Origin of the sequence: Arcicella rigui (assembly GCF_034929435.1) — a bacterium.
In the GTDB taxonomy this organism is placed as follows: Bacteria; Bacteroidota; Bacteroidia; order Cytophagales; family Spirosomataceae; genus Arcicella; species Arcicella rigui.
Genome location: NZ_JAYFUM010000011.1, coordinates 34,260 through 57,521, shown reverse-complemented (window position 1 = coordinate 57,521; position 23,262 = coordinate 34,260). Strand labels below are relative to the sequence as shown.

The 23,262-nt window shown below is 36.9% G+C and carries 10 protein-coding genes; all 10 read left to right on the top strand.

Translation table 11 applies throughout. From position 1 onward, the window contains the following. Positions 1-475: 475 nt before the first annotated feature. The 10 genes from VB248_RS10920 (at position 476) to VB248_RS10875 (ending at position 23,201) form a co-directional block, all read left to right on the top strand. Positions 476-835 (top strand): PadR family transcriptional regulator, encoded by a 360-nt coding sequence (locus VB248_RS10920; RefSeq protein ID WP_323296930.1) that lies wholly within the window; start codon positions 476-478, stop codon positions 833-835. A gap of 62 nt (positions 836-897) precedes the next feature. Next, on the top strand, positions 898-3,330 hold the full coding sequence (locus VB248_RS10915; protein WP_323296812.1) for a PspC domain-containing protein: 2,433 nt from the start codon (positions 898-900) through the stop codon (positions 3,328-3,330). A 156-nt stretch (positions 3,331-3,486) separates the two neighbouring features. After that, positions 3,487-4,200 (top strand): head GIN domain-containing protein, encoded by a 714-nt coding sequence (locus VB248_RS10910; protein WP_323296811.1) that lies wholly within the window; start codon positions 3,487-3,489, stop codon positions 4,198-4,200. A 252-nt stretch (positions 4,201-4,452) separates the two neighbouring features. Then, entirely contained in the window at positions 4,453-5,448 is a 996-nt protein-coding gene (locus tag VB248_RS10905) for a YpdA family putative bacillithiol disulfide reductase (protein ID WP_323296810.1), read from the top strand. 355 nt (positions 5,449-5,803) lie between these two features. Continuing rightward, entirely contained in the window at positions 5,804-8,398 is a 2,595-nt protein-coding gene (locus VB248_RS10900; protein WP_323296809.1) for a TonB-dependent receptor domain-containing protein, read from the top strand. A gap of 311 nt (positions 8,399-8,709) precedes the next feature. After that, positions 8,710-11,781, top strand: coding sequence for a SusC/RagA family TonB-linked outer membrane protein (locus tag VB248_RS10895; protein WP_323296808.1), 3,072 nt, complete (start codon positions 8,710-8,712; stop codon positions 11,779-11,781). Between the two features lie 42 nt (positions 11,782-11,823). Next, positions 11,824-13,404 carry a RagB/SusD family nutrient uptake outer membrane protein gene (locus VB248_RS10890; RefSeq protein ID WP_323296807.1) on the top strand — a complete coding sequence of 527 codons (1,581 nt, stop codon included), beginning with the start codon at positions 11,824-11,826 and terminating at the stop codon, positions 13,402-13,404. Positions 13,405-13,515: 111 nt separating this feature from the next. After that, positions 13,516-16,824, top strand: coding sequence for a VCBS repeat-containing protein (locus VB248_RS10885; RefSeq protein ID WP_323296806.1), 3,309 nt, complete (start codon positions 13,516-13,518; stop codon positions 16,822-16,824). Positions 16,825-16,938: 114 nt separating this feature from the next. Continuing rightward, positions 16,939-19,800 (top strand): sugar-binding domain-containing protein, encoded by a 2,862-nt coding sequence (locus VB248_RS10880; protein ID WP_323296805.1) that lies wholly within the window; start codon positions 16,939-16,941, stop codon positions 19,798-19,800. A 62-nt stretch (positions 19,801-19,862) separates the two neighbouring features. After that, on the top strand, positions 19,863-23,201 hold the full coding sequence (locus VB248_RS10875; protein ID WP_323296804.1) for a DUF5107 domain-containing protein: 3,339 nt from the start codon (positions 19,863-19,865) through the stop codon (positions 23,199-23,201). The last annotated feature ends 61 nt before the right edge of the window (positions 23,202-23,262 follow it).

The window sequence follows — 23,262 nt, the reverse complement described above, 5'->3', positions numbered from 1 at the left end:
TACAGTTTTTTTGCATCGGAAATCTTGAAATGAATACATATTGTTTTATGTTTGTAACCTGTATATTGTTTCTATCACTTACAAAAGATTTTATATGAATTTTTTAGCTCGACAAATACGTAGCAGATGTCAATTTCGGCAGCTGTGATATTTATAATTACAAATGGGTGAGGATGGCTAAAGATAACTTCTTTAGAAGTCTGAACCATATTTTGGTGTGTTAGTGATACTTTTTAGCGAATCTCGATGAGGTTCGCTAAATTTTTTTTATGCCCATTTCTCATTTTCTTCAATCTGTTTTTTTCCAATCAGCCTTTATAATTTCCATTTATACAAATAAAATAAAAAAATTCTTATAGTACCTTGCATCGCATAGTACCTTTTTATATCTTTGTTACAGAGAATCAGCCACAAGCCTTTAGCTGTTAGTTCGAAGCTCACGAATGACAAACGATTTTATAAAAGAATTACAAATATGGATTTAGAAAATGCCAAAGTGCAGATGCGGAAAGGGATATTAGAATTCTGTATTCTGCACATCATTTCAAGAGGCGAAGTTTATGCTTCTGATATGCTTGAAGAGCTGACTTCCGCTAAAATAATGGTTGTGGAAGGTACACTCTATCCTTTACTTACTCGCTTGAAAAATTCAGGACTGTTGGATTACAAATGGGTAGAATCAGTATCTGGCCCGCCACGGAAGTATTATATTCTTACGGAAACCGGTAAAACATTTTTACTGCAATTCGGAGAAACTTGGAGCGAATTACAGACTTCTGTCAATCAGATTATCCACGATTCTTTCCATCATCACAACAACAAAACTGAAGAGTAAGCGAAAGGATTTTAACAACATTATTTAGTATTTGTGTCATTCACTCATACATTCATTCAAACATGAAAAAGACCATATCTATCAATATTGCAGGCATTGTTTTTCATATCGAAGAAGACGGCTTCGAGCGATTAAATGCCTATCTGAAAGCTATTCAGAAATACTTTGCCGCTTATGAAGGCTCAAAAGAGATTGTCGCTGATATTGAAGCAAGAATTGCCGAAAAGTTTTGGACAAAACACAAAAGCGAAGATTCAAAAGTAATTACCCTTGAAGATGTAGATGGCTTAATTGCCTCAATGGGTTCGGTGTCTGATTTTGCGGCTATCGAAGAGGAAGAAGATTTTGCTGTAAACGAGCAGAAAACCTCAGAAAAGAAAGAAGAGAAAGCTCAGGAAGAAAAGGCTAATACTACGCAAGAAAACTTCAAATTTGAACCTAAAGAACGCAAACTTTACCGTGACGTAAAAAGAAAACTTTTAGGTGGCGTTTGTGCTGGACTTGCCCATAATTTAGGCTTCGACCCACTTTGGATTCGTTTTGCCTTCTTATTTTTCTTGTTCGTACTTGGCCCAATTACAGCAGGAACTTTATCGGGAGTTACGCTTGTATTATACATTGCTTGCTGGGTGGCTTTTCCTGCCAATGCTTTGTTGGAAGAAGATGACCGCATTCGTAAATTTTATAGAAATCCCGACGGCAAAGTATTGGGTGGCGTTGTAAGCGGCGTTGCTTCTTATACAGGTTGGGACTTAGGAATGCTTCGTTTTGTGTTTGTACTTAGTATTTTTCTTTTTGGTTCAGGTATTATTCTGTACTTGATTTTGTGGGCGATTGCTCCAGAAGCAAAATCATTGACCGATAAAATGCAAATGTCGGGCGAACCTATTACGCTTGAAAATATTGAATCGAACATCAAACGTACTTTACACAATGAAGAAAAATTAGAAGAACCGCTCACCAAAATCTTGTTATTGCCTTTCAGAATAGTATCACAAGTATTCAAAGCTTTAGGCCCATTTGCGGTATTTTTAGTAACGATTGCTCGTGTTTTTGTGGGTGGAATGATGGCTTTTACAGGCGTAGTATTGATTATTGCTCTTTTCTTCGTGCTTTTTATAGGACTTACAGCCGCAGAAGTTGCCCATGTTTATTTCTTTGATTTACCCGTTGGTTTGCTCTCACGTGATGCTTCTCCCTTATTATTCTTAGGCGTTTTCTTAGCGTCGATAGTGCCAGCTTTTGTCATTGCTTGTGCAGGGATTTCATTGATTATCCGTAGAAATTTATTTTCATCTATCGTTTGGCAAAGTACTTTGGGTGTATTCTTTATTGGTTTATTGCTTACCATGTACACAGGGCTAAAATATGCTAAAAACTTTGCAAAATCTGCTTCTGTTGAAGAAAATGTCACTTTTGATTTTGCTACTAAAACGCCAATTTTTGATGTAAACGCTACTTATTTAGACCAAGACTGGGAGCCATCGGTTGAACTTATCGGATATGAAGGTAATGTGATTAAAATCGAAAAAACTTATAGTGCCGACGGAATCGACAAAAATGATGCAGAAGAAAATGCTAAATCTGTAAACTACACGATTGTTCAGAAAGATTCTGTTTTGAGATTTGATGATAGATTTGAATTCAAAGACAATGCTAAATTCCGTGACCAGAGAATCCGAATGAAAGTATATATACCTTTTGAAAAATCATTCTCGATGACTCGTGGTTTTGCAGGTTTTGTAAGAAATACTTTTGATAGCGGTTATTTTGATGAAAGCAATGGCGATTTATTCAAAGGTTCGTTGTGGAAATTTAATAAAGATGGAGAATTAATCTGCCAAAATCGTCTTCCACAGTTATCTTCTCAGGACAATCAAGATGAGTATAATAATGATTCAGACGATTTTCAGCAAGGCGTAGCTATCCAAACATTGCCATTAAAAGATTTTGAATATATCGACATCAAATTGGGTGGCGTTACCGATGTACAAGTTCGCCAAGGAGATGAGTATAAAGTAGAAATCAGTGGGACAAATTCTGATATTTTGAGTAGCATTCAAGCCCAAATTAAAAACAATACTTTGGTTTTTGAATCGAAAGGAAATGCAACGGCTTCGGACATTTATGAAATTCATATTACGATGCCGAGGCTCAAAGGCTATTTTATCAAAGGAAGTGTTGGTACAAGTAAAATCAAATATTTTGAAGGAGAAACCTTGGAGCTTGGTCTTGAAAATGGTTCAATCCTTAAAATAAAAGGTAGATACAACGAACTAAACGCCAAATTAGCCAATGAAGCAAAATTAGAATCTTTTGATTTGGAAGTAAATAAAGCCAAAGTAGAAGTAAATAATATGGCTTCAGCAGAAATTAATGTAAATGAAAAATTAGAAGCAAAAACTACTTCTATGGGAACGATTCATTACCGAGGCGAACCATCTATTACTCGCTCAGTACAAGCAGGTGGCTCGGTAACGAAAGACCGTGAGTAAGTGCTGTTTTTATCCTTTGCAAAAACCTTCTATAAAAATTAGAAAGTAAATGCAACGTTTAACCTCTAAATTTCATCTAATAATCGGCGAAGCAAAAAAGCTTGATAAAAAACAAATCGCCATTCAATTCAACAGTTAAACAATGTTTAAAAAACTATGAAAACTAAACCCTACTTTCGTAACACAGTATTGATGTTTTTTTTGTTAGGATTTGCTCAAGTCCTTTTGGCACAAAATACAAAAGAGTATGCCTTGAAAGGTTTTGATAAATTAGAAATGTCGAGTGCTTTTGTGATTGATGTAAAACATGGAAGTTCTTATAAAGTATCAGTAGATGCCGAGCGTTCGGAGGATATTGACGACTTGGAAGTAAAAATTAGCGGTGGAACTTTGATTGCTAAATACCGTGATGGAAGAGCTTGGCGTTGGAACAATAATCGCAAACGTGTTACTTTTACGATTGTAATGCCTACGCTTCGTCAAGTAGATTTTTCGGGAGCTACAAAATCTAAAATTTCTGGTTTTGATGATTTAGAAGATATTACTTTGAAATTCTCGGGTGCGGCTTATGCTGAAATCAATATCAATGCCGACAAAGTAAATTTAGATTGCTCGGGTGCTTCAAAAATCAAATTGAACGGTAAAACGTCAAAATTCAATTTTGATGTTTCAGGAGCAAGTAATGTAGATAGTTTCAATCTTACAGCTCGTGATGTCGATGCGGAACTTTCTGGAGCAAGTTCTGTGAGAATTAGTGCTGTAAAAACGTTGAACGTAGAAGCAAGCGGAGCGTCATCTTTGCGTTATCGTGGACAGCCTTCTGTTCGTTCGGATGTTTCTGGAGCTTCTTCTGTGAGAAGTGCGGAATAATTTGAAAAATTTGCTTTAATTTAGGCTTTAAGCAATAGGCTGTAAGCAGTAAGCAGAATACTTTTATCGTAAAAAATATACATTTTGCCTATTGCCTAAAGCCAACAGCTTAAAGCAAAGTATTTCATTACTGATTTTTTGAAAACCCTGTAAGAAAGAACTCTTGCAGGGTTTTTGATGTTTTAGATAAATAGTAAATTTACAGCAAAAGCATTTTGCTCTTTGTGAGTATAATTTTTGAATATAAATCCTATGCAACAATACGATTTGATAATTATCGGTGGCGGCCCTATTGGTTTAGCCTGTGGACTCGAAGCCCAACAAGCTGGTTTGAATTATGTAATTATAGAAAAAGGCTGTTTGGTCAATTCTTTGTATAATTATCCATCAAACATGACTTTTTTCAGTACTTCTGAAAGATTAGAAATTGGAAACGTTCCTTTTGTTTCAAATAATGCAAAACCTACTCGTTCGGAAGCTTTAGAATATTATCGTCGTGTGGCTATTCACCGAAAATTAAACATTCAGTTGTTTGAAACCGTAGAAGAAATAAAAGCCGTAGAAGGGGCAGAAAATATACTTTATGAAGTAGCTACTTCCAAAAAAAACTATCAAGCCAATCACATCATTATTGCCACAGGTTTTTATGATATTCCGTATTTGATGAATGTTGAAGGCGAAAATTTGCCTAAAGTAACGCATTACTACGAAGAGCCTCATTTTTATGCTTTACAAAAAGTAGCCGTGGTAGGGGCAAACAATTCTGCCGTGGATGCAGCTTTGGAAACTTGGCGAAAAGGAGCAGAAGTAACCATGATTATTCGTCAGAACGAGATTGGAAGCCGAGTAAAATATTGGGCAAAACCAGATATTGAAAACCGTATCAAAGAAGGTTCAATCAAAGCCTATTTTGAATCAGAAGTAGCTGCCATTCGTCCTTTTGAAATAGATATTAAAACACCCGAAGGCATCGTGACGATTGAAAATGATTATGTAATAGCGATGACGGGCTACCAACCTAATTTAGATTTTTTAAGAAAAATTGGCGTTACTTTATCCGCCGATGAAGTAATGAAACCGACTTACAGCGAAGAGTCACAAGAGACGAATTTACCCAATGTATATTTAGCAGGGGTAATTTGTGGAGGGATGAATACGCACTCATTGTTTATCGAAAATTCAAGAGTACATGCTACTAAAATCATTCAAAAAATTACAGGTAAAACTTTAGAAAATCTATACGCATAACCTGTTCTATGATTTAGTCTCCTTATATTTCAGTACAGAGAAAGAGCGAAAATTTGACTGTTTTGCATCAGATTTTCGCTCTTTTTTGCTTTACAATACTGCTTTACAAAATTTATTTATCGACAGTCCACGAATTATCGTCATTCACCGACAGACTTCTGTATTTGGTCGAAAATTGTCAAATTCTAAGAGAGACCTATGCAATTTTTGTGTTGTTTCTGTGTCTAATGGTTGTTTTTGAGGATTTTCCATTTATCTCAAATTCAAGCCATTTGTACTTTTTAAATTTTACGTCTAATTAATCAAAGTAATTTTGAAGCTTCAAAGAGCGCTAAACAATTTTAAAATACATTTTATGAAAAAATTATTATTATCTCTTACTTTAATTTGCATCAGCTACCTAAGTACCTTGGCTCAGTTCCCGATGGGTGGAATGGGAGGCATGGGCGGTGGCCGACAAAAAGAACAAGCTGCCATTCCCGGAACGGCTCAGGCTGCACCTAAAGGTTCTGCTAAAATCACTGGTTATGTGATTGACTCGGCGGCTACTCAAGCCGTTGAATTTGCCAGCGTCGCACTTTTATCGAAAGCAACTAATAAACCTGTTGATGGAACTGTTTGCGACGATAAAGGTAAATTTGTACTCAATAAAATTGCTACTGGCGACTACATTTTAGCCATTACTTTCTTGGGTTATCAATCAAAAAGAGTCCCTGTAAAAATTGCTAACAAAAATGATGATATTGATTTAGGTGTAATCAAATTGACTCAGAGCAATCAAGTTTTACAAGAAGTAACTGTTGAAGGACAACGTTCTTTAATCGAAGATAAAGTCGATAGAATGGTCTATAACGCAGAAAAAGATGCCAGCAACAAAGGTGGAGACGCTACTGATGTACTTAGAAAAGTACCTTCTTTATCGGTTGATTTAGACGGAAACGTTACGCTTCGTGGTAGTCAAAACGTGAAAGTGTTAATCAACAACAAACCTTCTACAATCGTAGCAAGTAGTATTGCTGATGCCTTGAAACAAATTCCTTCAGACATGATTAAGTCGGTTGAAGTAATTACTTCTCCTTCGGCAAAATATGATGCAGAAGGTTCATCCGGGATTATCAACATCATTACTAAAAAGAATACTTTACAAGGTCTAACCTTGAATTTGGACAGTAGCGTTGGTATTCGTGGAGCTAATTTATCCTTGAATGGAAATTACAGAAAAGGAGCAATGGGCTTCTCTTTGGGTGGTTTTGGTCGTTCAAACTACAATGTAACGGGTGAGTTTGTGAATACACAATTATCAAAAACCAATGGCGTATTGAACGGAACAAGTACTACGCAAAGTGCTTCTACTCGTAACAACGGCTTGTTTGGTTCTTATCAGTTCGGTTGGGATTGGGACATCAACAAAAACAATTCTATCACTGCTTCTGCTCGTTATGGTGCAAGAAACCAGAATACTTATCAAGATGCTTTGTCAACCATCATTAAAAGAGCTGACGGTACAAGTACTTCTACAATCCGTGATGTTGATACAAAAGACAATTCTGGAACAGTGGATTTGAACGTTGATTATACTCATACTTTCAAAAAACCACAACAAGAATTTAGCTTGTCGGCACAATATAGCCGTAACGACCGTAAAAATAATTTTACCAACACTATTTATGGTTTGCCAGATTCTTTAGTGCAATTAGGTAGAAATATTGTTACGAATATCAACCCAAGCTATAACCAAGAAACAACAGTACAAGCTGATTATCAATCACCAATTGGTAAAACACAATTGATTGAGTTTGGTGGAAAAGGAATTTTCAGACAAGTAAACAGTACGTTTACACAAATTGGTAACAATGGTGCATTAGACTATGACCAAAACATTGCGGCTTCGTACTTCTCTTATACGCTGACGACTAAGAAAAAATATAGTATTAAAGCAGGTGGTCGTTATGAACATACCGACATCAGTGCAGTACAAACGGCAGAAGGTGGAGCAAAAACGAATATTACTATTCCGAGTTATGGAACATTCGTACCAAGTTTCAATGTTTCTAAAAGCTTGAAAGGTGGAACTACTTTGAAATTGGCTTATAACCGCCGTATTCAAAGACCATCTTTACAGTTCTTGAATCCAAACCGTAATGCTTCAAACCCTTCAAACGTAACCGAAGGTAATCCATACTTATCGCCAGAATTTACTAACAACTATGAGTTTACGGTAAATACATTTTTCAAAAATACTTTCTTGACTACGGCTTTGTTTATGCGTAATACTACTGGTTCTATCCAAAGCTTACGTACAACCCAAACAGATGCCCAAGGAAAGCCTTATATCCTTACTACCTATGAAAACATCGGTAACGAAGATGCCTATGGAATGAACTTGTTCGGAAACATCAACCTTTCTAATAAATTACAATTAGGTGGAGGTACAGATGTGTATTATGCTTTGTTGAAAAACAATAATCCAGACCCACTTTTAAATGCTAAAAACGAAGGATGGGTAGCAAGTTTCAGATTCTTTGGTAGCTATAATTTATCAAACGGATGGGGCTTACAAGCGTTCTCGTTTTACCGTGGTCGCCAAGTACAATTGCAAGGAAGTCAAGGAGGTTTTGGTATTTATAGTTTGAGTATCAAAAAAGACCTTCCAAACAAAAAAGGAAGTATTGGTTTTGGTGCAGAAAACTTCTTTACGCCAGGTGGTTTCAAAATCAACAACAGTATCGAATCTTCAACGATTTCGCAGTCGAGTACCAATACTTTACGTAACATGAACTTTAAAATTAATTTCAGTTACCGTATTGGTAAAATGAGTTTCGATACGCCTAAGAAGAAAAAGAAATCTGTGAATAACGATGACTTGAAAGACGGAGGCGATAACGGTGGAGGCGGTCAGCAACAACAACCAGCCGCAGCACCAGCAGCAGGTGGCGGTCGTCCAAGATAGTAACCATTTTTCAATTGATAGTTTTAGTTTAGTTTATTAAAGCGGTTTTGAGCAATCAAGACCGCTTTTTTTGTGCCTTTTACTGAAGGAATGCTAAGTACTTTATCAATTTTTTTAAAAATTGAGTACTTTTTGGAAGACGAAAATAAATACATATAGAAAATAATATCATCCATCTTTTTAAATAAATATCCATTGTTTCCCTTGACCATAACAGTGAATTTTGTATTGTAAAGTTTATAATATTTTCAATATTTTATTTTACTATTTTAATGAAAATCTAACAAAATTTAACTATTATAAGATTGGATATGAAACAATTATTACAAAAAAGCAAAAGGATAGCCTATGGTTTTATCCTTTTGGCTGTCACAGGATTTTCGACTTTTGCCCAAAGGTCGGTTACTGGGAAAGTAACAGGAAACAATAATGAAACGCTTGCGGGTGTAAGCATTTTTGAAAAACAAACTAAAAAAGGTACTACCACAGCACTGGATGGTACTTACAAAATAGATGTTCCTGCCAATGCTGTATTGGTTTTTAGTTTTGTGGGTTTCAAGTCGCAAGAAGTTGCCGTGGGCAATAAAACCAATATTAATGTAGAACTCGCCGTAGATGTACAAGCCTTAGAGGAAGTAGTGGTAGTTGGTTACGGACAAGTGAAAAAGAGTGATTTAACGGCTTCGGTTTCGAGTATCAAAGGAGATGTAATTAAAGAATTTCCAGTTTCTTCATTAGACCAAGCTTTACAAGGTAGAGTAGCGGGGGTACAAGTATCTCAATCTTCTGCTGCACCGGGTGGCGGGCTTTCGGTAAGAGTAAGAGGCCCAAACTCAATTCTGAGTGGTTCAGAACCTTTGTACGTAATTGATGGATTACCGATTTATCCAGATAATAATGCTCTCGGAACTGGCGGTAACAGACAGCCTTCAAATGCTTTGGCAATGCTAAACCCGAACGATATTGAATCAATAGAAGTACTGAAAGATGCTTCTGGAACGTCTATTTATGGGTCAAGAGGTGCGAATGGTGTGGTGATGATTACGACAAAACGTGGTAAAGAAGGCGATGGACGTTTAACTTATGACGCTTCGTACTCCATGCAAGATATTTCAAGAAAAATAGATGTAATGCGTGCAGACGACTACATGAAGTACATCAATAAATTGGAAGTAAGCCAAGGCGGAGCTGGGCGATACAGTGCTTCACAAATTAGTGCGGCTGGTGCAGGCACAAATTGGTTGGATGCCGTTACTCGTCAAGGAAATATTCAAAGTCATCAATTGACTTTTTCGGGTGGTACAAAAGGAATGCGTTATGCTTTTAGTGGGAATGTTCTTGATAACCAAGGGGTTATTATTAGTACTGATTTCAAACGTTATGGTTTTCGTATGAATTTAGACAATGATTTCTTGGGCGGAAAAGCTACTTTGAGTAATAGTTGGTCGTACAGCCATTTAGAATCAAGCAATGTACCAACGGATAGAGGAGGCCCGGGTGGTTTAATTATCACAGCACTTGGTTTAGACCCAACCGTTTCTATTTACGACCAAAATGGAAATTATAATTACCCAAGTTATGATGGCCGTTTTAGCATTAATCCAGTAGCAGAAGCAAAACAAGGCTACGACAAAGATGTTACCAACCGTATTTTTGGTACTTCTGGGGTTACTTTTAATATCATCGAAGGCTTAAAATTTAAAACAAGCCTTGGGGTTGATGTAGTAAGTGCCAATCGTAAATCTTTCTATAATAGTTATACACGCTTGGGTCGCCAGAATGGTCGTGTTTTAGATAAATTCAATCGTAATGTGATGAATTTATTGAATGAAAATTTATTGACTTACTCTAAAACCTTGAGTAAAGGACATAACATTGACTTGACGGCAGGTTATACCAATCAGCACGAAATTAACCAATATGATGCCGCTTCTTCTTGGGGTTTACCTTCGGATGATGTCAATTCAATGAATTTGCAAAATGGTGCAAAACCACAAACGCCTTTTTCAGGAAGACAAGAATGGAATTTGGAGTCATTTATCGGAAGAGTAAACTATTCTGCTTTGGATAAATACTTATTGACGGTAACGGTTCGTAGAGATGGTTCTTCAAAATTTGGTCCAAATAATAAATGGGCAACTTTCCCTTCGGCTGCAATCGGTTGGAAAATCGCCAATGAAGAATTCTTCAAAAACTCTAAAGTTTCGGAAGTTATCAACGACTTAAAACTGCGTGCCAGTTATGGGGTTACGGGTAATTCAAATATTCCGCCGTATCAGTCAGTTTCTGGTTTAGTGCCTTTCAATTATATTTTTGGAGGACAATTAGCCGCTGGTTATGGTGCAAACAATATTGCGAATCCAGACTTGAAATGGGAATCGACAGCGATGTTGAACGTCGGCTTGAACACTCGTTTATTGAATAATCGTTTAGACTTAGCCGTTGACTGGTACAATACCAAAACTTCTGATTTATTACTCTACGTTTCTATCGCCCAAAGTACAGGTTTCAGTACAGTTTTGTTGAATTCAGGTTCATTAACCAACAAAGGAGTTGACTTTGAAGCTAATTATAAAGCAATTGACAAAGGAAATTTTAAATGGGATATTGGTGGAAATATCTCTTTTGTAAGAAATGAAATTACTGATTTAGGAAAAAGTACGCCCTACTTTGCCAGTAGCCCAAGTGGTCACTTAGGGATTGATGGAAGTTGGGTAGAAGCTGGCAATCCGATTGGTGTTTGGCGTGGTTATGAGTACGCTGGATTATTCAAAACGGATGCAGAAGGAGCGAGCTATTCAGCCAAAGCAGGTTATCCAAAATACACAGATGTAAACGGAGATGGCAAATATACTTCTGATGACTACAAGATTATTGGTAATCCAAATCCAAAATTTGTGTGGGGTTTGAATACTTCATTGAAATACAAAAACTTCGATTTAGGCGTGTTTTTCAGAGGAGTACAAGGCAACCAAATTCGTAACCTACAACAGTCTGAAATCGGCGATGGTGTGCAGAAAATCAATCAGTTAGCAAATATCTTGACGGATTCTTGGAGTTCAGAAAACCAAAATGGTACTCGTCCTGTGATTGACGGTAGAAGAGATTTTATTTCATTCCGTAAGTCTTCATTCTTTATTCAAGATGGTTCTTTTATTCGTCTTCAAAATGTTTCGTTGGGTTATAGAATTCCTGTCAACAATAAGTTTATTCGTTCGGCAAGAGTATCAGTAAGTGGACAAAATTTATTCTTGATTACGAAGTACAAAGGCTTTGACCCAGAAGTAAACAATAGCGGACAAAGTAATTTGAACCGTGGCGACGACTACGATGCTTACCCAAGAGCCAGAACAATTACTTTCGGTTTAAATCTTGGTTTCTAAGTTTTATTAAAATATAGCTCATTTAAAATTAGATACTTAGCAATGAAAAATTTCATTTTTAACAATACAAAATCTCTATTGGTTTCAGCCATTATGCTGTCGGCAACGGGATGTTCGGATTTGAAAGAAAATCCAGATTTTATTAATCCAATTACTTTTTATCAATCTGCCAAAGAACTTGAATTGGGCGTAAATGCTGTTTACGATGACCTTACGATGGGTAATGGCGATTGGTTCAATCACTTTTATAATCGTTATGTGTTTGAATGTTTGGTGGGGTATCAAGTCGGTTGGGAAAAAGGGCCACTTCAATACAATTTAGGAAACATCAGTCCTTCCGACGACTACATTAATGCTTATTGGGAACAATGTTATCGTTCGATAGATCGTGCCAATAATATCATCGAAACGGCTGATAAAATACAAGACCCAGCCAATGCGGATAAAGTAAAACGCATTAAAGCAGAAGCTCAGTTTTTAAGAGGTTTTTACTATTATGAATTGGTAAGATATTTTGATAATCCTCCTTTGAAAATTACTTCAACCCAGAGCTACAACGATTTGCCAAGTAATGAAGGCGGAAAACAAAAAGTACTTGAGCAAATTTATGCAGATTGTACTGCCGCTGCCAGTGCTTTGCCTGCCTCATACACGGGTGCGGATGCTGGTAGAGCAACCAAATGGGCTGCCAAAACTTTGTTGATGAAGGCTCAATTATGGGGACAAAAATGGGCAGAAGCCAAAGCTACTTCTGAAGATATTATCAATAATAGTGGATTGTCGCTTTATGCAGATTTTGGCAATAACTTTGACTTGGCTCATAAAAATCAAGGAGAAAGAATTTTTGAAGGACAAGCTTCTGCCAAAGTAAATTCATCAGAATACACCAATAACTCTGCACACTTTAACCCCGAAGACTATCCAAGTGATTTGGGCGGTGCAGGTTGGAGTTGGCTGAGTGCTACGAAGGATTTCAGAATGTCTTACAAAAGTAATGACAAAAGAATTGACGCTACTTTTATAGAATCGTACCCAACTGGACGTACTGCTAAAAATTCAAAAGGGGAATTTCCGATGGTGAAATGGAGCGAAAAAGCAGATTATAACCTTTCTCGTTTTGGTGGTTTAGTTGACCCAAATGCTAATCCAAATAATCCTTCTGAGTTGATTTTCAGTAAAGCATGGTCAGGAAAATTAGTGGAATTGAATACAAACTGGTCAACAACCGAGAAAAATACCATTTATTTACGCTTTGCCGATGTATTACTTGGGCATTCGGAAGCTTGTAATGAAAGCGGACAAGGCGACGCTTTTGCAAGCATCAATAAATTACGTGAAAGAGCTGGTTTAGAGCCTTTGAAAGGGCTTTCGCAATCGGCTTTGAGAGATGCAATTATTGATGAAATGATGCACGAATTTGCTTTTGAGCAAGTGGGTTATCCAGAGCTTCGTCGTAAAAGTAAGTTTGGCGGAAATCCAGATTATCTCGGAGCGTACATCAAACGCTATTCAGATACTTATAAAGTTGGAAGAACTGTAAAAGCGAAAGATTATGTATTGCCGATTCCGTTAATTGAAATTCAAGGAAATCCAAAAGTGAAGCAAAACCCTGAATGGCAATAGTTTTTGATTGAAAAAATTAGTTTAAATATTCCAAATCACTAAGATTTGGAATATTTTGTTTTTTTGAAAATGAGTGATTGACTCAACCTCTGTTTAAAATGAGCGAACGCTATGAAAATATTTCCAATACTTTTCCTCTTGCTTTTTTGTGCTTGTCAACCTGAAAAAGAAAAACTCTTTACAGTAATGCCTTCTTCAGAAACGGGCATTACTTTTCAGAATACTGTCATTGAAAATGATTCTTTCAACCTGATTGATTACTATTATGTCTATAACGGTGGCGGTGTTGCCGTTGGCGATATTAATAATGATGGTTTGACGGACGTGTATTTTACAGGAAACCAAGTAGCCGATAAATTGTATTTGAATTTGGGAAGTACAGAAAAATCTGCTTTCAAATTTGAAGATATTTCCGAAAAAGCAGGCATCAAAAAAGGAGGTTGGAGTACGGGCGTAACAATGGCGGATGTGAATGGCGACGGACTCTTGGATATTTACGTTTGTAAATCAGGAAATTATCCATCTTTTCAGCGAGCCAATCAATTATACATTAATCATTCAAGCGGAGGAAAAATTCGTTTCATCGAATCGGCAAAAGCGTATGGTTTGGCCGACACAACTTTCAGTAACCAAGCCGCTTTTTTTGATTTTGATAAAGACAATGATTTAGATTTATTTCTTATCACAAGTACAAATTCTACCCGTAATCCCAACGCTTTGGTAGCTCCCATTACAGATGGAAGTGGATTATCTGCCGATAAACTTTTTCAAAATAATGGCAATGGTACTTTCACTGATATTTCTCGAAAAGCAGGAATTTTACACGATGGCATGAGTTTGGGTTTATCCATTGCCGACGTAAATGAAGATGGTTGGGAAGATATTTTTGTAGGCAATGATTTCCTTTCAAACGATTTACTCTACCTCAACAATCACGACGGTACTTTTACTGAATCAGCCAAAGAAAGTTTTGAACATCACAGCCAGTTCTCGATGGGAACGGATGTAGCAGATATTAATAATGACGGCAAGTTTGACATCATGTCTGTTGATATGCTTCCTGCTGATAACGAGCAACGAAAAAAAATGGCGGGGCCAGCCAATTATGTGCAGTACGAACAAAGTTTAGCTTTGGGGTATCATCCGCAATTTATGCGAAATATGTTGCATTTGAACCTCGGAAAAACGCCTGATGGCAAGGTGCATTTTTCTGAAATTGCTCAGTTGGCAGGCGTTCATAGCACCGATTGGAGTTGGTCGCCTTTGTTTGCCGATTTTGATAACGATGGAAACAAAGACCTATTCATCAGTAATGGCTATTTGCGAGACATTACCGATTTGGATTTTGTAAGCTACAATGCAGAAATGGCTCAGGCAAGTACTTCAAAAAAGGAAGTGGACGACTTGATGAAAAAGGGTGCTTTGAAGATGAATACCCTTAAAAAAGTAAATTATTTGTTTCACAATAATGCTGATTTAACCTTTAAAGATATTTCAAATGATGCCTTTGGCGATTTTCCTTCGCTTTCAAATGGTGCGGCTTATGCCGATTTTGACAATGATGGAGATTTAGATTTAGTTGTAAACAACATCAATCAAGAGGCTTTTTTATTGAAAAATAACACGCCTTCAAAAGCCTTTTTAAAAGTAAAATTACAAGGTACAGCACAAAATACTTTTGGTTTGGGAACAGAGGTTACGCTATTTCAACAAGGAAAATTGCAGAAAATTCATCAGTCAGTTACCAAAGGTTTTCAGTCTTCCAGTGATTTTTTAATTCATTTTGGTTTGGGCAAAAACCCGAAAATTGATTCTTTACAAATACTTTGGTCAGACGGAAAATCGCAGACGATTAAAAATATTAAGCCCAATCAAACCTTGATTGTTGATTATAAAAATGCACATTTCAACACAGTAAGCAAACCAAATCCTTCGAGAATATTTAGGGATGAATCTGCCATTTTTAAAGATTATGTCCATCAAGAAGAACCCTACATGGACTACAATCAGGAAACTTTATTGATGCACAAACTTTCACAACAAGGGCCTAAAATGACTGTTGGCGATGTGAATGGCGACGGCTTAGAAGATTTTTTTGTGGGAGGTTCGTATTTGCATGAAGGAAAATTATTCATTCAGAAGCCCAATGGAAAGTTTCAACAAACTGCCTTGACCAAAGAAAATCAAGAGAAAAATGAAGAGGATGTGGGCGTATTATTTTTTGATGCAGACAGTGACAAGGATTTGGATTTATACATCGTTAGTGGTTCAAACGAGTACTTCGATGGCTCAGAATATTATCAAGATCGCCTATTCTTGAATAATGGGAAAGGAAGTTTTACACTGACAAAGAACCACTTGCCCAACATTGGGCATAGTGGTTCTTGTATTATAGCAAATGATTTTGACCACGACGGAGATTTGGATATTTTCAGAGGAGGAAGGCTAAATCCTTTGCAATATCCAAAAGCTGGCGAAAGCTATTTGTTGAGCAACGAAGGCGGTTATTTTAAAGATATTACAGACAATGCTGCTCCTAATTTGCGAACAGTCGGCATGGTTACTTCGGCAGTTTGGGCTGATGTTGACCATGATTCTTGGGAAGATTTAATCGTCGTTGGCGAGTGTATGCCCATTACTTTGTTTCAAAATAAGCAAGGGAAATTGGTAGAAACCAATACTTTCCCAGCCTCAAACGGTTTGTGGAATTGTATCAAAGCTGCTGATTTTGACAAAGATGGCGACATCGACTTTGTGGTAGGAAATCTCGGAACAAATAATCGTTACCAATTTTCAAAGCAAGAACCGCTGACCATTTACGGGGCAGATTACGACAACAATGGGCGTTGGGATGCCATCCCTTCTTATTTCTTAAAAGGTCTTGAATACCCGATTCCCTCCAGAGACGAGCTTGTTCGGCAAATTCCTTCTTTCAAAGCCAAGTTTAATACTTACGCATTGTATGCGAAAGCTACTATGAATGATGTACTTTCTGAAGAACAACGCAAAGCTGCGACGATAACAAAAGTGTTTCTTCAAGAGAGTATTTACCTTGAAAATTTGGGAAATAATACCTTTAAATTCAAGGCTTTGCCTAATGCTGTTCAGTGGTCTGTTTGCCAAGATATTTTGATAGAAGACTTGGATGCAGACGGAAATTTAGACATGATTTTAGTGGGAAATGATTATGGTGTAGAACCCGTTGCAGGGCGATACGATGCCTCTTTCGGAACGGTTTTGAAAGGAAATGGCAAAGGCGATTTTGAAGTACTGGCTTTAGAAAAAACAGGTTTTTTCGCCGATGGAGATTGCAAAAGTATCATTTCAATTCACCATTCAAGTACTAAAAAGTCGGTGATTGTTTCTCGGAATAATGCTGCTTTAAAAGTATTGAGTTTTGTTAAGGAACATTTACGATAAAAATATTAATCATAAAATTATCCATTAAAATCCACATAAACTCTATGGTTTTAGGCTCTTGAAATGAGTTGTTTTGTAGAAATATTTGAATCAAACAAAAGAAAGATTTTTAAAATGAATAAAAGACAATTACTGATTAGTTTATCTATCTTAGGATTTTTTTTGGTTTTCTCCTTCGATATTTTTGCCCAACAGAAAATTTCATTAGCAGGAACTTGGGAACTAAAACTTGACCCACAAGACAAGGGACTTCGTGAACATTGGTGGGAAGTTTCCTATTCAGAAAAAGTACAATTACCCGGGTCGTTAACTGAAAATGGCAAAGGCGACGACATTACTTTACAAAGCCCTTGGACGGGCGATGTGATTGATAGTAGCTACTATTTTTCTGAAAAATACGCTAAATATCGCCAAAATGATATAAAAATCCCTTTTTGGTTGAAATCCACAAAGTATTTTGCAGCTCCTGCTTGGTACAAAAAGAAAATTAATATTCCTGAAAATTGGACTAAAAAAACAGTTGTTTTGAACTTAGAACGTTGTCATTGGGAGACCAGTGTTTTTGTGAATGGCAAGTTTGCAGGTACACAAAATAGTTTAGTTACGGCACATCAATATGATATTACAGGGCTTTTGAAAGAGAAAAATAATGAGATTGTGATTCGTGTTGACAACAGAATTAAAATCTATATTGGCCCCAATTCATCAAGTATTACCGAACACACACAAACCAATTGGAACGGAATAGTTGGGGAGATTTCTTTGGAAGCCAAAGCCACTACGAATATAGAAGATATTCAGATTTTTCCCCATCTTTCTACTTCATCAGTACAGATTGAACTGGGCTTGAAGCAGGCAAGAAATCAGACTTTTAAAGGAAAAGTAATTTACCAAGTACAAAGTCTGCAAGGAAACAAAACGCTTTTGCCAGCACAAGAAGAAGCAGTGAATGTTTCAACGGAAACGACTAAGCTTAGTACTATTTATCGCATTCCAAACCCAGCTCTTTGGGATGAATTTTCTCCTAATTTATACCAACTAAAAACGCAATTAGTGGATGAAAAAGGAACAGTCATTTCTGAAAAAGTATCGACTTTTGGAATGCGTGAAATGTCAACGATTGGCTCTCGAATTGCCATTAATGGTCGCCCGATTTTCTTGCGTGGCGATGTAGATTGTGCAGGTTTTCCATTGACGGGATATCCTTCTACCGAGCGTACTTTTTGGAATAAAATCTTCACAACCATCAAAAGTTATGGACTCAACCACTTGCGTTTTCACTCTTGGTGTCCTCCAGAAGTTGCCTTTCAAGTGGCAGATAGTTTGGGCGTTTATTTGTATGTAGAAAGTCCCCTTTGGGCAAACCAAGGAAGTGCCGTTGGCACTGGCGGTTTGGTCGATGATTTTATTTACAAAGAATCAGAACGCATTTTGAAAAATTATGGTAATCATCCTTCTTTTTGCATGATGTCTTACGGTAATGAACCAGCGGGTATCAACCAAAATGAATTTCTTGGAAAATGGGTTGAGCATTTCAAACAAAAAGATACTCGTCGTTTATATACCAGCGGTGCAGGTTGGCCAATTTTGTCCGAAAATCAATTTAATATTCACTCGGATGCTCGTATTCAGCGTTGGGGCGAAGAGACGAACAGTATTATCAATAAAGAAAAACCCAATACAACTTACGACTGGCGAAAAAGAACTGGCGGCACAGCCAATCAGCCTTATATTAGCCATGAAATTGGGCAATGGTGTGCGTACCCCAACTTAAAGGAAATATCGAAATATACAGGTGTTTTGAAGGCAACTAATTTTGAGATTTTCAAAGAAACTTTAGAAGCCAAAGGCATGGGAAACCAAGCAGAAGATTTCCTTTATGCTTCTGGGCGTTTACAAACACTTTGCTACAAAGCCGATATTGAAGCCGCTTTGCGTACTCCCGGTTTTGGTGGATTTCAGTTATTGGGCTTGCATGATTTTCCCGGACAAGGTACAGCATTGGTCGGTGCTTTAGATGCTTTTTGGGAATCAAAAGGCTATACTTCGCCCGAAGAATATCGTACTTTTTGTAATACTACCGTTTTGTTAGCTCGTTTTCCATCTTTGATTTATACCAATCAGGAAAATATGGAAGCTACTTTAGAGATGGCTCATTTCGGAGCAAAAGCTTTAAAAAATGCTAAAATCCTATGGCAGATTGTAGATGAATCGGGCAAAGTACAGCGAAAAGGATTTTTTATCAAAGAACAAGTGGATATTGATAATGTACAAAGCATCGGTCAGCTAAAAGAATCATTATCAAGCTTTACGAAAGCTCAGAAATTAGTCTTGAAATTAAGTATTGAAGGTACTGATATTAAAAATAGCTGGGATTTTTGGGTTTATCCTGCCAAACTTTCGGTAGCATCTGCTACTGGGAAAGTAGTAATTGCTGAATCATTAAATCCTGAAATTATACAACAATTAGAAGCTGGCAAAACGGTTTTATTGTTAGCTTATAATCAAGTAAAAAAAGGAAAAGGAGCAGAAGTAAAAGTTGGTTTTTCAAGTATTTTCTGGAATACAGCTTGGACAAGCGGACAAGGTCCACACACTTTGGGAATTACCTGTAATCCGAAAAGTCCAATTTTCAATGAATTTCCAACAGAATCTTTTAGTAACTATCAGTGGCAAGATATTATGAGTCATTCACAAGCGATAATTCTGGACGAATTCCCCATTTCTTTGAAGGCAAGTATTCAACCAATTGATACTTGGTTTGAAAATCGCCGACTTGCTTTGGCTTTTGAGGCAAAAGTTGGCAAAGGCAAATTGATGGTTTGTAGCATTGATTTAACCAATAATATCGATCAACGTCCTGCTACTCGTCAGTTGAAATATAGTTTATTAAAATACCTCAACAGTAAAGCTTTTAACCCAACTCAAGCATTAGAAGTATCTGCTTTGCAAGCTTTGTTTGAAAACAAAAAATAGTCTTTTTTTTACATCTCCACTGTGTTTTGTAAAACCTTAACCAAGAAATTACACACGAAATTATGGATAATCAATTTGTGAATGTTTGGGAAGAAACGGTCGTGATTCCTACTTATGGCATTGGAAAGCCAGAGAAGAATCCAATGTTTTTAGAGAAAAGAGTCTATCAAGGCAGTAGCGGTGTGGTTTATCCGCACGCTGTCATTGAAAAAATAGAAGATACCAAAGAAGATAAAAGTTATCATGCCATTTATCTGGAAAATCAATATTTGAAAATTATGATTTTGCCAGAATTGGGAGGAAGAATCCAAATGGCTTATGACAAAATAAAACAACGCCATTTTATTTATTACAATCAAGTGATAAAACCTGCTTTGGTGGGTTTAACAGGCCCGTGGATTTCGGGCGGTATTGAATTTAACTGGCCACAGCATCACCGTCCGAGTACTTTTGAAGCCATTGATTTTTCGATTGAAGAAAATGCCGATGGCTCAAAAACAGTTTGGGTTAGCGAAGTAGAAAGAATGTTTCGTACCAAAGGCATGGCAGGTTTTACCTTACATCCTGATAAAGCTTATTTAGAAATTCAAGGAGTATTGTACAACCGAACGAGTACTCCGCAGACTTTTCTTTGGTGGGCAAATCCAGCCGTGAAAGTAAATGATTATTATCAATCTGTTTTTCCGCCAGATGTTTACGCCGTTTTCGACCACGGAAAACGAGATGTTTCTTCGTTTCCAATCGCCAAAGGCACTTATTATAAAGTAGATTATTCGCCCGGAACGGATATTTCTTGGTACAAAAATATACCTGTGCCTACTTCTTATATGGCGATAAAATCGAAGTATGATTTTATGGGCGGTTATGAAAACGACAGCAAAGGTGGTTTGCTTCATGTGGCAAATCATCATGTTTCGCCTGGGAAAAAGCAATGGACTTGGGGAAATGGAGAATTTGGCTATGCTTGGGACAGAAATTTAACGGATGAAGACGGCCCATATATCGAATTGATGACTGGCGTTTTTACCGATAATCAACCTGATTTTTCTTGGATAATGCCCAATGAAGAGCGTCGTTTTGTGCAGTATTTTATGCCTTACAGCGAAATCGGTATTGTAAAAAATGCCACCAAAGAAGCGGCAATTAATTTGGAGTACGAAAATAATATCATCCATATCAAAGCTTACACGACGGCTTCGTACCCAAAAGCCAAGATTGAATTGAGCTTGAATGATAAAATTATTTTTGCCGACATCATTGATATTTCGCCAGCACAAACATTTCATCATTACTTGCCTTACTCGGATATTCAAGTGGAACAATTGCATTTGCGTTTATCAGCTTCCGATGGCACTGAATTAGTGGCTTATCAGCCAGAAGTACAAGTTGATAAAGAGATTCCTGCACCTGCAATGGCGGCAAAAATGCCTGCTGAAATTGAGAGTAATGAACAATTGTTTCTGACAGGACAGCACATTGAGCAGTATCGTCACGCAACTTATTTGGCGACAGATTATTATGAAGAAGTACTCCGCCGTGACCCACAAGATATTCGTTCAAACAATGCCATGGGCTTGTGGTATTACAAACGGGGACAATTTTTAAAAGCAAAACCGTATTTTGAAAAAGCCATTCAGACACTAACCCAAAGAAATCCAAATCCTTATGATGGCGAAGCATTTTTTAATTTAGGTTTATGCTTGACTAAATTGGGACTGTACTACGAAGCCTACGAAGTATTTTTTAAAGCCACTTGGAACGCCGCTTGGCAAGATAATGCTTATTTGGCTTTGGCAAGAATTTCTACCAGAAAAGGAAAATATGCACAGGCTTTAGAAGAAGTATCGAAGTCGATGATTAAAAACTGGCATGGTCATAACGCTCGCCATTTGAAAGTAGCCATTCTTCGCCATTTGAACAGAAAGGAAGAAGCTCTAAAATTAATTGATGAAAGTTTACAGATTGATCAATTCAATATGGGCTGTTTGTTTGAAAAATACCTCATTGAAAAGTCTTTTGATAAAAATTTAGCCAAAGAAACTTTCATCAGTTTTACTACACTTTTACGCCAAAATGTACATACATATTTGGAATACGCTACGGACTATTTAGACGCAGGTCTTTTTCAGGAAGCTGCCGATTTATTGTCTGTTCATCTTTCCGAAAGTAAGGAAGCCTACCCAATGTTGTATTATTTTATGGCATTTATCAATAAAAATTTAGGCGATACTTTACAGCAAAACCGCTTTCTGGAAAAAGCACAAGAAGCCAATCCTGCTTACGTATTTCCTAATCGTTTAGACGAAGTAGTTGTGCTTACTTGGGCAATAGAACAAAATCCATTAGATGCCAATGCCCATTATTTCTTGGGAAATTTTTGGTACGCCAATCGCCAATATCCCGAAGCAATTGCCTGTTGGGAGCGTTCAGCGACTTTAAATGATACTTTTCCTACGGTTTTCAGAAATTTATCTTTGGCTTATTTTAATAAACTCAACGATGGACAAAAGTCGCTTGAAGCAATGGAAAAGGCCTTTGCTTTAGACCCAAAAGATGCCAGAGTATTGATGGAACTCGACCAATTGTATAAAAAACTGAATGTGAATCCTCAAGTTAGATTGAATTTATTAGAAAAAGACCTTGAAGTAAGTAACCAGCGAGATGATTTGTTTTTAGAAAGAATCACTTTGCATAATCAATTAGGAAATTATGAGAAAGCGGTTGAATTATTAGCGTCTCGACAGTTTCACCCTTGGGAAGGTGGCGAAGGAAAAGTAGTAGGACAGTACTTAATTTGTCATCTTGAATTAGCTAAAAAAGCTATTCTACATCAAAATTTTGAAAAAGCTCTAAGCTTGCTAAATGCCGCAGAAAAGTATCCAATCAATTTAGGGGAAGGCAAATTATTTGGCGTGCAGGAGAATGATATTTTCTATTTAAAAGGATTGGCTTACGAAGGTTTAGCAATGCCTGAAAAAGCAAAAGAAAATTTTCAGTTCGCAATGATAGGTTTAGACGAACCCGCACAGGCAATTTTTTATAATGATCAACAACCCGATAAGATTTTCTACCAAGGTTTAGCTTGGAAAAAATTAGGAAATCTTGAAAAAGCAGAAGCACTTTTTCATAAACTGATTGGCTTTGGAGAAGTTCATCAAAGTGATGAAGTAAAGATTGATTACTTCGCTGTGTCTCTGCCCGACTTACTGGTTTTTGATGCCGACTTGAACGAAAGAAATCGAATTCATTGCCTTTATTTAATCGCTTTGGGACATTTAGGTTTAGGATTTTATGAAGAAGCCCAAACTTTTTTTGACAGTATTTTAGCCCTCAATATCAATCATCAAGGAGCTATTTTACATAAAAATATGATTGACTTTTTGAAAAGTTTCTCGCTTTAGGCATTGGGCTGTAAGCTTTAGGCACTAAGCTATAAGCAAAAAAGTATCCTTTATTCCTGAA

Bases quoted from the DNA above. Each gene is read 5' to 3' on its own strand.
- VB248_RS10920 (WP_323296930.1), top strand. From the start codon at position 476: ATGGATTTAGAAAATGCCAAAGTGCAGATGCGGAAAGGGATATTAGAA.
- VB248_RS10915 (WP_323296812.1), top strand. From the start codon at position 898: ATGAAAAAGACCATATCTATCAATATTGCAGGCATTGTTTTTCATATC.
- VB248_RS10910 (WP_323296811.1), top strand. From the start codon at position 3,487: ATGAAAACTAAACCCTACTTTCGTAACACAGTATTGATGTTTTTTTTG.
- VB248_RS10905 (WP_323296810.1), top strand. From the start codon at position 4,453: ATGCAACAATACGATTTGATAATTATCGGTGGCGGCCCTATTGGTTTA.
- VB248_RS10900 (WP_323296809.1), top strand. From the start codon at position 5,804: ATGAAAAAATTATTATTATCTCTTACTTTAATTTGCATCAGCTACCTA.
- VB248_RS10895 (WP_323296808.1), top strand. From the start codon at position 8,710: ATGAAACAATTATTACAAAAAAGCAAAAGGATAGCCTATGGTTTTATC.
- VB248_RS10890 (WP_323296807.1), top strand. From the start codon at position 11,824: ATGAAAAATTTCATTTTTAACAATACAAAATCTCTATTGGTTTCAGCC.
- VB248_RS10885 (WP_323296806.1), top strand. From the start codon at position 13,516: ATGAAAATATTTCCAATACTTTTCCTCTTGCTTTTTTGTGCTTGTCAA.
- VB248_RS10880 (WP_323296805.1), top strand. From the start codon at position 16,939: ATGAATAAAAGACAATTACTGATTAGTTTATCTATCTTAGGATTTTTT.
- VB248_RS10875 (WP_323296804.1), top strand. From the start codon at position 19,863: ATGGATAATCAATTTGTGAATGTTTGGGAAGAAACGGTCGTGATTCCT.